Here is a 12,667-nt window from a genome sequence, read left to right on the forward strand (position 1 = left end):
ATGGAGTCTATCGCATGGATGGCCTGGACGCTGCCGACCGCGATCTTCTTCGTCGCGCTCGCCTGCACGCTGGCCGTGATGACCTGGCTCGCCGCGGCCTATCCCGAGGCCGAGCGCGTCGGCGTGCTGCGCATCCCGACCACGCGCGGCGATCGCCTGTTCATCTCGCTGATCGCCGCCGCCGTCATCCACCTCGCGTGGATCGGTCTCGTCGGCACCGATACCATCGCCACGCTGCCGATCGGAGAGGAGGGTTTCGAGATTTCGAGCCTGTGGCTCGCAAGCGGAATTTCGCTGGTCACGGCCGTGCTCATCTTCCGCACGGTCTGAAACTGGCGAAGGGACGGCCAGATCCGGGACCAACCCGGGCCTGTATAAGAGTTTGTCGCTGCAACGGAGGAATAACATGCGACAGTTTAGGAGAAGGAAAGGTCCATTGACCAAGAATAGCTTTTTGACCATGTCCAGCGCCGCCGCGATCGTTGCGGTGTCGCTTGCGGTCTCGGCGCCGGTCCGCGCCGCCGACGAGGCCGTGATCCAGAAATGGATCGCGGAATTCCAGCCCTCGACGCTGTCGAAGGAAGACCAGAAGAAGGAGCTGGAGTGGTTCGCCAAGGCCGCCGAGCCCTTCAAGGGCATGGAGATCAACGTCGTCTCCGAGACCATCACGACCCACGAATACGAGGCGCAGACGCTGGCGAAAGCGTTCTCCGAACTCACCGGCATCAAGCTCAAGCACGACCTCATCCAGGAAGGTGACGTCGTCGAGAAGCTGCAGACCCAGATGCAGTCCGGCAAGAACGTCTATGACGGCTGGATCAACGATTCCGACCTGATCGGCACCCACTTCCGCTACGGCCAGACCATCGCGCTGTCGGACTACATGACCGGTGAGGGCAAGGACGTCACCGACCCCATGCTCGACGTCAACGACTTCATCGGCAAGTCGTTCGGCACCGGGCCGGACGGCAAGCTCTATCAGCTGCCCGACCAGCAGTTCGCCAACCTCTATTGGTTCCGCTACGACTGGTTCACCAACCCCGACTACAAGGCCAAGTTCAAGGCTAAGTATGGCTACGAGCTCGGCGTGCCCGTGAACTGGTCCGCCTATGAGGACATTGCCGAGTTCTTCACCAACGACGTCAAGGAGATCAACGGCGTCAAGGTCTATGGCCATATGGACTATGGCAAGAAAGACCCCTCGCTCGGCTGGCGCTTCACCGACGCCTGGCTGTCGATGGCCGGCAATGGCGACAAGGGCATTCCGAACGGTCTGCCGGTCGACGAATGGGGCATCCGCATGGAGGGCTGCCGTCCGGTCGGCTCTTCCGTCGAGCGTGGTGGCGACACCAACGGTCCGGCGGCGGTCTACTCGATCACCAAATACCTCGAGTGGATGAAGAAGTACGCGCCGCCGCAGGCCCAGGGCATGACCTTCTCCGAGTCGGGTCCGGTGCCGGCGCAGGGCAACATCGCCCAGCAGATGTTCTGGTACACCGCCTTCACCGCAGACATGGTGAAGCCGGGCATCGCCGTGATGAACGCGGACGGTACGCCGAAATGGCGTATGGCTCCATCGCCGCACGGCTCGTACTGGAAGGAAGGCATGAAGCTCGGCTACCAGGACGCCGGATCGCTGACGCTGTTGAAATCGACCCCGGCGGATCGCCGCAAGGCAGCCTGGCTCTATCTCCAGTTCATCGTCTCCAAGTCGGTGAGCTTGAAGAAGAGCCATGTCGGTCTCACCTTCATCCGTGAGTCCGACATCTGGGACAAGTCGTTCACCGAGCGTGCGCCGAAGCTCGGCGGCCTGATCGAGTTCTACCGCTCGCCCGCGCGCGTGCAGTGGACCCCGACCGGCAACAACGTGCCCGACTACCCGAAGCTCGCACAGCTCTGGTGGCAGAACATCGGCGACGCCTCGTCCGGTGCGAAGACCCCGCAGCAGGCGATGGACGCGCTCGCCGCGGCCCAGGACTCGGTCATGGAGCGCCTGGAGAAGTCCGGCGTGCAGGGTGCCTGCGGTCCGAAGCTCCACAAGAAGGAGAAGCCGGAGTACTGGTTCGCCAAGGCCGAGAAGGACGGCACCATCGCGCCCCAGCGCAAGCTCGCGAACGAGAAGCCGAAGGGCGAGACGGTCGACTACGACACGCTGATCAAGTCGTGGCCGGCAACCCCGCCCAAGCGCGCGGAAGCGAAGTAGACCTCGCGCAGAGCGCATCATCACGAACGAAAGGCCGGGAGCGATCCCGGCCTTTTTTCGTGCGCACTACCCTCACTCGTCGTTGCGGGCGCAGCGAAGCGGCTGCAACCCCGTCACTCCTTCCGCCGCACCAGATCCTCGATCATCGTCTGCACATGCAGGAGCCATGTCCTCCGCCGTTCCTCGTCCGCGAGGTCGATCTGCGTATAGCTCGACAGCGTGTAGAGGTTGGCGCGGTAGAAATAGGTCAGCGACAGGATCGACAGATAAAGGTGGAAGCGGTCGCAGTCCGGCCTGAACTCGCGCCGTTCGATGCCGCTCTGGAGCACGCGATCCAGCATGCCCAGCTGGGTATTGGAGAAGCTGCGGCGGATGTTGTTCTTGACGTGACGGCCCTTGAACAGATTCTCCGTGGCGAGAATGCTCAACAGCTCCGGGTGCGCCCAGTAGTAGTTCCAGTTGAAGGCGACCAGCGCCGCGAGCGCCTGGCGCGGGTTGGAAAAATCGAGATCGAGCGCCTCTTCCGAAGCGACCAGGTCGGCATAGCAATGCTCGATGACCTGGTGAAAGAGCTTCTCCTTGCTCTTGAAATAGTAATAGAGCATCCGGTCGTTGCTCTTGGCGGCCTTGCTGATGCGATCGACTCGCGCGCCGCCATAGCCCTCGCGGGCAAACTCGGCGACGGCCGCGCGCAGAATCGCCTCGCGGGTCTGATCGGGCGCTCGCGTCCGTCGCACCGTTGAGGCCTTTTTCCGCTTGGCCGGCCGCTTGAGACGGGGGCCGGCCAGTGTGCGGGCTGGCAGCTCTGTATTGTTGGCCATCGCCTATCCCAGGGGAATCACAACCAGCAGGATGGGGCCTGCCGCTTTTTTGGCAAGCCCCGCCTTTTCTTCGTCATTGACAACCAACATCGCCTAGTATTCGCTATGTAGTAAGTACTACATACATTCGCTGATCCCAATGAAGGGAGGCTGCTGTGCGCATTTCGGCTGTTGCGAAGTTCGTTGGACTGGCCCTGGCCCTGGCCCTGACCTGCGGCGCGGGGTGGGCGGCCGAGCCGCCGCCGATCAAGATCGGCGAAATATCGAGCTACTCGGCGCTCCCGGTCGGGACCCGCGGCTATCGCCAGGGCTGGGAGCTCGCGCGCGACGAGATCAATGGCAAAGGCGGCGTGCTCGGCCGCAAGCTCGAAATCATCGCCCGTGACGATGCCGGCAAGCCCGACGTGGCCATCACCGCCGCCGGTCAGCTCGTCGATGGCGAGCAGGTCGATCTCCTGACGGGCACGATCCTCTCCCATGTCGGCCTCGCCGTCGCCGATTTCGCCAAGCAGAAGCGGATATTCTTCCTCGCGTCGCAGCCGCTGACCGATGCGCTCATCTGGGAGAAGGGCAGTCGCTATACGTTCAGGCTGCGGCCGAGCACGTATACGCAAGCCTCCATCCTGGCAAAGGAGGCGGCCAAGTTCCCCGCGCGACGCTGGGCGACGATTGCGCCCAACTACGAGTTCGGTCAGGCCGCCGTGGCCAGCTTCAAGCGCGAATTGAAGCGATTGAAGCCCGACGTGGAATTCGTCTCCGAGCAGTGGCCGCCGCTCGGCAAGATCGACGCGGGCGCAGTGGTGCAGGCGATGATGGCGGAGCAGCCCGATGCCATCTTCAACGCGACGTTCGGGGCCGATCTCACGAAATTCGTGCGCGAAGGCACGACCCGCAATGTGTTCGCCAAGCGCGCCGTCGTCAGCATCCTGTCCGGCGAGCCCGAATATCTCGCGCCGCTGAAGGATGAGGCGCCTCCCGGCTGGGTGGTCACCGGGTATCCCTGGAGCGAGATCAAGACCCCGGCTCACGACTCGTTCCTGAAAGCCTATGTTGCGCGTTTCAAGGAGCCTCCGAACATCGGCGCGCTGATCGGCTACGCCAACACGCTGGTGCTGGCAAAGGCGATCGAGACGGCCGGCTCGACCAGGACCGACGATCTGATCAAGGCGATGGAGCATCTCAAGGTCGACACGCCGGTAGGTCCGATCTCCTTCCGGGCGATCGACCACCAATCCACCATGGGAGTCTATGTCGGCAAGCTCGCGGTGCGGGACGGCCAGGGCGTGATGACCGACTGGCGCTATGTCGACGGCGCGGACTATCAGCCCGCCGACGCCGAAGTGTTGGCCAAGCTGAAGAACTAGGAAGGACTAGGAGCTGCCATGAAACTGCTCGCGCCGCGAAACACCTGGTATCCGCTCACATGGTCGCGCAACGTGACGCGTTCCCTCGCGCGACACCGCATTCTCGGCATGGACCTCGTCGTGTACCGGGGCGAGGCCGGCCAGGTCATTGCGCTCGACGACGCCTGTCCGCATCGTTTGGCGCCCTTGTCGATGGGCAAGCTGAAGGGCGACGCCATCGAATGCGGCTATCATGGCATGACCTTCGGCGCCGACGGACGTTGTGTCCGGATTCCCGGCCAGCCCGTGATTCCGCAGAACGCGCGGGTGCCCTCCTATCCGCTCAGGGAAAAGATGGGCCTGGTCTGGATCTGGCCCGGCGATCCCGCGCTGGCCGATCCATCGCTGATCTATGACCTGCCGCAGTTCGGCGAGGCGGGCTGGCATGCCGCGGAGGGCGACGCCCTGCGGATCGAAACCAACTATCTCAATCTCGCCGACAATCTCTGCGACCCCGCCCATGTCAGCTTCGTGCACCTGTCGACGCTCGGCAACTCGGCGAGCGAAGAGATCCCGGTGGAGCACACCTACGGTGATCGTGGCGTGCTGGTATGGCGCTGGATCCGGAATGCGCCGCCGATCCCGCTGTTCGCCAAGTACGGCAATTTCAGCGGCAATGTGGATCGCTGGCATTACTACGACTATGTCGCGCCCTGCATCGCGGTGATCGATTTCGGCAGCGCGGATGCCGGTGCGATTGCCGATCCGGCGGACCGCGGCAAGGGGCTGCGCATCTTCGCCTGCCATTTCATCACGCCGGTCGACGACAATGTCTGTATCGACCACTGGCTGCACGTGCGCAATTTCGCGCTGGACGACGCCGACGTGGATCAGCGCCTGCACGGCGATTTCCGTATCGCCTTCAACGAGGACAAAGAGATACTGGAGCGCATCGAACAGGTTGCGCAGGCGCGTCCCAACGTCAAATGCATCCGGCTCGCCATCGACGCCGCCCCGCAGCGCATGCGACGCATCGTCGAGCGCATGGTGGCCGGCGAAGCCGAGACGCGCGCCTCGGCATAAGGGCGGCGAAGTCATTCCGGGTCGATGCGAAGCATCGAGCCCGGAACCAGGATTTCGACATCCGAGGGGCGCCAAAGCGCGATGCGATCAGGATGAATCGCCATCACGCCTTGGGTTGTTGTTTAAGCATGGTCTCTTCGGAAAACCGCTGCGCACGTTTCCGGATCATGCTTTGGTGACGCCCCGCAACATTGATGGGCGATCTACTCCGCCGGCTCGGCCGCCAGCGTCGGGTAGTCCGTGTATCCCTTGGCGCCGCCGCCGTAGAAGGTGTTCTTGTCCCAGTCGTTCAGAGGCGCGCCCTGCTTCAGCCGTTCGACGAGGTCGGGGTTGGAGATGAACGGCTTGCCGAAGGCGATGAGATCGGCCGCGTTCGCGTCCAGCACCTTGGTCGCGAGCGCGAAATCATAGCCGTTGTTGGCGACGTAGGCGCCGGAGAAGCGCTTGCGCAAGGACGCATAGTCGAACGGCGCGATGTCGCGCGGCCCGCCGGTGGCGCCTTCGACGACGTGGAGATAGACCAGCTTGAGCGCGTTGAGCCCGTCGACGATGTGATCGAACAGCGGCTGCGGATTGCTGTCGGAGATGTCGTTGGCCGGCGTCACCGGCGAGATGCGGATGCCGGTGCGGTCCGCGCCGGCCTCGGCGGCGACCGCCTTGGAGACCTCAAGCATCAGACGCGCGCGGTTCTCGATCGAGCCACCGTAAGCATCCGTGCGCTTGTTGGCGCCGTCTTTCGCGAACTGGTCGAGCAGGTAGCCGTTGGCGCCGTGGATCTCGACGCCGTCGAAGCCGGCCTCGAGCGCATTCTTCGCCGCGCGCTTGAAGTCGTCGATAATCCCCGGGATTTCGGAGAGTTCGAGTGCGCGCGGCTCGGAGACGTCGGCAAAACCGCCATTCACAAAGGTTTTGCCCTTGGCGCGGATCGCACTCGGCGCGACCGGGGCGGCGCCACTCGCCTGAAGGTCGACATGCGAGATGCGGCCGACATGCCAGAGCTGGATGAAGATCTTGCCGCCGCGCGCATGCACGCGGTCGGTGACCTTGCGCCAGCCGGCGACCTGGTCCTTGTTGTAGATGCCGGGCGTGTCCTGGTAGCCCTGGCCCTGCTGCGAGATCTGGCTCGCTTCGGTGATCAGAAGCCCTGCAGAGGCCCTCTGGCCATAGTAATCGGCAGCAAGCGGGCCTGGCACGAACGTGCCGGGCACGGCACGGTTGCGCGTCAGCGGCGCCATCACGAGGCGATTGGCCAGCGTGATGGGGCCGAGCTTGTAGGTCTCGAACAATTTAGTCGAACGGCTCATGGGAAATGCTTCCAGGCGGTGAGAGGTCCCGAACACTTGTGCATCGCGGCATCAGGCGCAAGGGAAGAGCCATACGGAAAGTGCAGGTGAGCTGCGCGGCAGCGCCCGCGTAGCATAATTCATGTGCAATTCCGGCCACGACAGCAGAATCCCGCCGTCGCGGCCGTGCGATCCGGCAAGTCAGTTCGTGCCCATGAAATCGCGCTTGCCGATTTCGACGCCGTTGTGGCGCAGGATGCCGTGGGCGGTCGCGGCGTGGAAATAGAAGTTCGGCAGCGAGAACGAGCTCAGGAATTGCTGTCCCTTCATGGTGATGGATTTGTCCGGGCCGGCCGGGAAGGTAACGTCCCTGGCATCGGCGCCTTCGAACTGCTCGGGCTTGAACGACTTGACGTAGTCGATCGTCTTCGCCAGCCGCTGCTTCAATTCCGCGAAGCTGGTCTCGGTGTCGGGCGTCGTGGGCACTTCGCTGTGAGTGAGCCGGGCGCAGCCCTTGGCGGCGAAATCGCTGACGAGCTGGACCTGCCTCGACAACGGCAACATGTCCGGGAAGAGGCGCGAGCCGAGCAGGACGCCGGGATCGATCTTTTTCGCCGCGCAATGCGCCTCGGCCTTGGTGAGCAGCCCGGTCACGCTGTTCAGCATCTGCAGATAGGCGGGGACGACGGCGTCGTAGAAGGACATGTGATGCTCGCTTCAATGATGGGAAATCTCAGGAGAAAACCTGAGCCACTCACATGGGAGCCTCATGGAAAAATACAATCGCAGAGCGCGGCTTGTGCGATGCGAAAATTCTACTTCGTCACTCTCCGCCGTCATCGCCCGCGCAGGCGGGCGATCCAGTACGCCGAGACGGCAGTGACTGAATCGACAGGCCGCGGCGTACTCGATTCCCCGCCTGCCGCCTTCGCTAAAGCTTCGGCGCCTCCTGGACCTTAACTGCGGCGAAGCCTTGGCGTAGCCCCGTCGCGGGGAATGACTACGGAGAGATTGTCTATCTGACAATCCCCGCCGGCTGCGCCTGCGCCGTGCCGCCACGCATGCGGGCGAGCAACTCCGCCGTCGGCCAGGAATCGGCCGGCAGGCCGAACTTGATCTGCATCGCCTTCACGGCAGTGCGGCTCTGCTGGCCCAGCACGCCGTCGACCTTGCCGACATTGTAGCCGGCGCGCGCAAGCAGCTGCTGCAATTCCTTCAGCTCGTTGAACGGCAGCTGCGCCACCGGCGCGGAGGGCTTGCGCATCGGCGCGGCGCCGGCGATGCGCGAGGCGAGATAGCCCGCGGTGGTCGAATAGATCAGCGAGTTGTTCCATTCGGTGTAGGCCGCGAAATTCGGATAGGCGAGGAAGGCCGGACCAAAGCGGCCCATCGGCAGCAGCACGGACGCCGCAAGATTGTCATTCGGCAGCGGCCGTCCGTCGGGATAGGTGACGCCCAGCTGCGCCCATGTCGAGCGCGGCTCGCGCACCGTGAGATCGGTCTTCTCCCACGGCAGGTTGGCCGGCACCTTGATCTCCTCCAGCCACGGCTCGCCGCGCCGCCACTTCAGTCCGTTTGCGATGTAGTTCGCGGTCGAGCCGATCACGTCGGCTGGCGACCGCAACAGGTCGCGCCGTCCGTCGCCGTCATAGTCGACCGCGTAGTTGACATAGTGCACGGGCAGGAACTGCGTCTGCCCGAGCTCGCCGGCCCAGGAGCCGATCATTTCATCGGGATGCAGATCGCCGCGGTCGATGATCTTCAGCGCGGCGATGGTCTCGCCCACGAACATCTCCGAGCGGCGGCAGTCATAGGCGAGCGACACCAGCGATTTCAGCGTCGGCAGATTGCCCATGTTGGCACCGAAGTCGCTTTCGAGGCCCCAGAATGCGGCGATCACGGCCGGTGGCACGCCATATTCCTTTTCGGCGCGTGCAAAGGCCGCGGCGTATCGCTTGATATGCTGCTGTCCGTTCTGCATGCGATAGGGCGCGGCCATGCGGCCGGCGAATTCGGTGAAGAGCTGGCCGAACACGCGCTGGCCACGGTCGCGGTTGACGATGCCCTGGTCGTAGACGAGATACGGTGAAGCCTCCGCGATCGTGTGCTGCGACACGCCGGCAGCCACCGCCTGTTGCTTCACGTCGGCGAGGAAGCGATCGAAGCTCGCGCCATTGTGACACGAGGCTGCGCGTGGCGAGGGGGCCTTGGGCGCTACGGGCCTGGCGGGAGGTGGAAGCATCTGGGCGGAAGCGGTGGCGGTGCACGCGAAAAGCGTGACGGCCGCGATCAGAAATCGGGTCTGGACCATGGGAGTTCCGGCGGGGAAAGGGCGGGCGTGGATTCGCCCGAAGTTTAGGTGAAGTGACGGCCTCAAGCCATCCTTTCGATGCTCCGCCAGCAGAGGGAATGCGGGTGATACTGCGTCGGCCTAGCCGAACAGCCGCATCAGCAGCGCTTTCCCGACCGGGAGCGCCCTCACTCCCTGAAAGGCGCGAACATACTCGCCGGCATAGAATGCCCTGATCGCGTGCACGCGCGTGTCCATGCCTTCCTCGAACCGCACGGCGAATCCGTCCGCGGTCCGCCGCACCACGATGGCCGCGATCGGGCGGCCGTAGATGCGGCATTCGATCGTGCTGCCCGGCGCCGGCGGATCGGGATCGATCAGGCGCGCGCCCGTGATGGAGATGTCGGCGAGCCGCGCGAGATGCGACCTGCCATCGTGGCGCAGCAGAACGGTCTCATTGCGGCTGAACCGCTCCGCCTTTCGCTTGCGCGGCTGCTCGATGCAGACGAAGCAGACCACGGTGAGGATGACCGCGTTGTAGAGGCTCCAGGCCAGCGCCAGTCCGCCATAGGCGATGTTCTCGCCGCGCAGGTGCAGGATGAAGGCATAGGCGATGGCTGCGAGCGTGATGACGAGCGCGCCGCCATAGAGCCGCAGCAGCGGCCATTCGACGAATCGGCTGTTGCGGTCGCCGCCTTTCGCGGTGACCTTGAACTTGTGTCCTGTCGGCTTCAGCAGGCCGGCCGCCACCGCCTGGAGCACCGCAGGCGCCGCGATGAGCTGCGAGACGTCCGTCATCATCGCGAGCGAGCGGCCGCGCGACAGCCAGGCCATGCTGAGACTATGCCAGACATAGAAAGGCAGAAAGAAGCGCAACAGCTCGGTGAGGTCGGCCTGAACCGCCTTGATGCCGAACAGCAGGAACAACCAGGGCACGACGAGGCCAGCCACCTTCGACGCATACACCGCCGACCAGCTCATGAAGGCGTCGGTCAGCGAGAGCCGGTCGATGAAGGACAGCTTCGAGTCCCGCGACAGCGGTCCGCTGCGACCGCGCACGATCTGCATCAAGCCGAGGCACCAGCGGGCACGCTGGGTGATGTATTCCTTCAGCCCCTCCGGCGCGAGCCCGATGGTCAGGCGCTCGTTGAGATAGATCGTGTTGAGGCCGCATTCCTTGAGACGCAGCGTGACCAGGTAGTCCTCGGTCACCGAATCGGTCGGAAATCCGCCGATCTGCATCAGGCCGGCATAGCGAATGAGGGACGAGGTGCCGCAGCAAAACGCGACGCCCCAGGCGTCCTTGGCCGGCAGCAGGATGTCGAAGAAGAAGCGCTGCTCGTCGGGCCAGACATCGGTCGCGGCAAGGTTGGTCTGGATCGGATCTGGATTGATGAAGTGCTGCGGCGTCTGCACCACGCCGACCGACTCATCGTCCATGAGCGAGATGGTACGCGCAAGGAAATCGGGCCGCGGCACGAAGTCCGCATCGAGAATGGCGACGAATTCCGGCCGCTCCGGCAGCGTGCCGACATGCCTGAGTGCATGGTTGATGTTGCCGGCCTTGGCGTGGAGGTTGTGGTGCCGCGTGAGATAGTGGCAGCCGAGCTCGCCCGAAAGGCGCCGCAGCCAGGGCCGCCGTCCGTCGTCCAGGACCCAGACGCGGTAGTGGCCGTAGGCCATGCCGGTCGCGCCGATGATGGTGCGTTCGAGGATCGACCGTTCCTCGTTGTAGGTGCAGATGAAGACGTCGATCAATGGCGCGCTCGGATCGGTGGCGCGGCCATCGACCCTCGCTGCGCCGGTGCGGTCGAGCGTCCGGCTCAGGAACAGCAGCGATAACGCGACCGCGACGAGCGAGGCCGCTTCCAGCAGCAGGAATGGGTAGCCGACCATGGCATCGAGGGTCAGATGCGGCGGCGGCAGCGTCGACGTGACACGCCAATAGAGATAACGCAGCAGTAGGGCCACCGACACGATGGTCAGGAACGAGCGCGCCATCGTGCTGTCGCGCCTGAGCAGCGGCACGATCGCCATGAAGGCGCCGAGCGCGATCAGGCCGGGCGTCAGCGCTGTCATCACGGCGCGGTCTCGCGCCGTGCAAACACGACGCGACCGGTGCGCCCGACGGTGCAGGCGCGGGCCGCGGCATCGCGCGATGCCACGGTCACGCGATAGGGCTCCTTGCTCAGCGCATCCGGATTGATGGCGAGATTGGCGGGTGCGCCGGCGGCGCCGGTCAGATTGACCACGGTGCCGAAGATCGGCTCGCCGCCGTCATTCGGCTCGAAGGTCGCGCGATCGCCGAGCTGCAGGCGGTTGTAGACGGCCTCGGTGACGTTGGCGGTGATGACGGTTCCGCTGCAATCGAGCACCTTGAGCAGGGGCTGGCCGGCCTGTACGTCCTCGCCGGGCGAGGTCATCATCTCCCAGACGCGCCCCGCGACGGGTGTCGTGATGTTGGCTTCGGACAGATCGGCGAAGCGGACCTCCTCGACGATGATCTCGTTGGCAAGCCAGGCGATGTCGGTGTCGGTGCGGGCGAGATCGGCTTCGAGGTCGCCGGCGCGCTGACGCATCTCCTCTTCGCGCTGCACCGAGCTCGGCCGGTCGTTATAGCTGTCGCCGAGGAACGAGCCGTTCTGCGCCGCGGCGAGCTCGACCCTGGCGGCATCCAGCCGCTTGCGCGCGCCGAGCTCGGTCTGCTGTGACACGGAGAGCTCGCGCGTCAGCCGCGACAGCTCGACGGTCGAGATATTGCCGGATCTGGCCAGCGACGAGGCGCGCTCGACGGCGGCGCTGGCCTCCTCGCGCCGCGCCGCCGCCGCCTCGATCGAGGTCTGGATCTCGGCGATGCGGGCTTCGAGCTGGAGCACGCGTCCGTCACGGAATTGCGCGGCCTGCCGCGCCAAGTCCTTTTGCGCGGCCTGCGCCGAGGCAAGCTTGGCGGCAAGACTCGGCCGCTCGTTCTCCAGGCGCGATTTCTGCCGCCGGAGATCGTCGAGCAGGGTGCGATCGCCGCGCGAGTTGACGACGCGCAGGACGACGGTTCCGGCATCCAGCTCGGTCTGGTCGGTGACGCGCTGGGCGGCCGCGACGCGCCCACCGATGGGCGTGCGCAACGTGACGAGGCGGGAATTCAGCACCGCCTCGACGCTCGAATTCTCCCAGATCGCGCGCAGCGGCAGCCAGCCGAACACGGCGACGATGGCGAGCCCGATGGCGATCTTGGCACCGCGCCGCAGATACGACCAGCGACGTCCGGATTCCGGCGCCGTCTGCCCGTCCGGCGCGTGGCTGGGCTCGTCATTGGCGAACAGCTGCTCGTGCAGCGCCTCCTGCAAGCCTTTCGCATCAGTCTTCTGGTCAGGGGAGGGGGCAGGGACAGGGGCAGGGACTGGGGCAGGTGCGGGATCGACGGAGGCAGCGCGCGAGCGGTCCATCATGATGGTCACCTTGCGGACGGAATGCCGACGAGAGGGGGTCAATGCGCCGGAACTGTGCTGCGTGCCGGGTTGCTATGGCTCAATCCGAAATTGCGCTTTCCAGGTTGCTAAGCGTCCGCGCATGTTTTCGCGCAAATCCCCGTCAAGCTTTAACGAGGGCCGAAAGACTGGCCCTCCGCCAGAGGTGTGCGGCGGGGC

At 64.7% G+C, this 12,667-nt stretch carries 10 protein-coding genes; 4 read left to right on the forward strand and 6 right to left on the reverse strand.

Features of this window, described 5'->3' with window-relative positions:
- Both FJV43_RS25415 and FJV43_RS25420 read left to right on the forward strand, forming a co-directional pair.
- Complete coding sequence (locus FJV43_RS25415; RefSeq protein WP_239621811.1) at positions 1–330, forward strand: DUF2160 domain-containing protein; 330 nt, start codon at positions 1–3, stop codon at positions 328–330.
- Positions 331–460: 130 nt separating this feature from the next.
- Positions 461–2,203, forward strand: a complete 1,743-nt coding sequence (locus FJV43_RS25420; protein WP_239629594.1) for an ABC transporter substrate-binding protein — start codon at positions 461–463, stop codon at positions 2,201–2,203.
- Between the two features lie 113 nt (positions 2,204–2,316).
- Here FJV43_RS25420 and FJV43_RS25425 read toward each other — a convergent pair whose 3' ends face one another.
- The gene (locus FJV43_RS25425; RefSeq protein WP_239621812.1) at positions 2,317–3,024 is read right to left on the reverse strand and encodes a TetR/AcrR family transcriptional regulator; all 708 of its coding nucleotides are present in this window, start codon (positions 3,022–3,024) and stop codon (positions 2,317–2,319) included.
- A gap of 188 nt (positions 3,025–3,212) precedes the next feature.
- Here FJV43_RS25425 and FJV43_RS25430 point away from each other — a divergent pair, with 188 nt between their 5' ends.
- Together FJV43_RS25430 and FJV43_RS25435 are read left to right on the forward strand one after the other, a co-directional pair.
- On the forward strand, positions 3,213–4,388 hold the full coding sequence (locus FJV43_RS25430) for an ABC transporter substrate-binding protein (protein WP_239629596.1): 1,176 nt from the start codon (positions 3,213–3,215) through the stop codon (positions 4,386–4,388).
- 18 nt (positions 4,389–4,406) lie between these two features.
- Positions 4,407–5,450 carry an aromatic ring-hydroxylating dioxygenase subunit alpha gene (locus FJV43_RS25435; protein WP_239621813.1) on the forward strand — a complete coding sequence of 348 codons (1,044 nt, stop codon included), beginning with the start codon at positions 4,407–4,409 and terminating at the stop codon, positions 5,448–5,450.
- Positions 5,451–5,653: 203 nt separating this feature from the next.
- Here the strand turns inward: FJV43_RS25435 and FJV43_RS25440 are convergent, their stop codons facing one another.
- The 5 genes from FJV43_RS25440 to FJV43_RS25460 all read right to left on the reverse strand — a co-directional run bounded on the left by FJV43_RS25440 (position 5,654) and on the right by FJV43_RS25460 (position 12,469).
- On the reverse strand, positions 5,654–6,754 hold the full coding sequence (locus tag FJV43_RS25440; protein WP_239621814.1) for an alkene reductase: 1,101 nt from the start codon (positions 6,752–6,754) through the stop codon (positions 5,654–5,656).
- 180 nt (positions 6,755–6,934) lie between these two features.
- Positions 6,935–7,438 carry a DUF1993 domain-containing protein gene (locus tag FJV43_RS25445; RefSeq protein WP_124163322.1) on the reverse strand — a complete coding sequence of 168 codons (504 nt, stop codon included), beginning with the start codon at positions 7,436–7,438 and terminating at the stop codon, positions 6,935–6,937.
- A 310-nt stretch (positions 7,439–7,748) separates the two neighbouring features.
- Complete coding sequence (locus FJV43_RS25450) at positions 7,749–9,044, reverse strand: lytic murein transglycosylase (protein ID WP_239621815.1); 1,296 nt, start codon at positions 9,042–9,044, stop codon at positions 7,749–7,751.
- Positions 9,045–9,164: 120 nt separating this feature from the next.
- Positions 9,165–11,102 carry a glycosyltransferase gene (locus FJV43_RS25455; protein ID WP_239629598.1) on the reverse strand — a complete coding sequence of 646 codons (1,938 nt, stop codon included), beginning with the start codon at positions 11,100–11,102 and terminating at the stop codon, positions 9,165–9,167.
- A complete protein-coding gene (locus FJV43_RS25460) occupies positions 11,102–12,469 on the reverse strand; it encodes an HlyD family secretion protein (protein ID WP_239621816.1) in 1,368 nt (455 codons plus the stop codon). Before FJV43_RS25460 ends, FJV43_RS25455 begins: the two co-directional genes overlap by 1 nt.
- Positions 12,470–12,667: the final 198 nt, after the last annotated feature.

Source organism: Bradyrhizobium sp. I71 (assembly GCF_022354745.1).
Classification (GTDB): Bacteria; Pseudomonadota; Alphaproteobacteria; order Rhizobiales; family Xanthobacteraceae; genus Bradyrhizobium; species Bradyrhizobium liaoningense.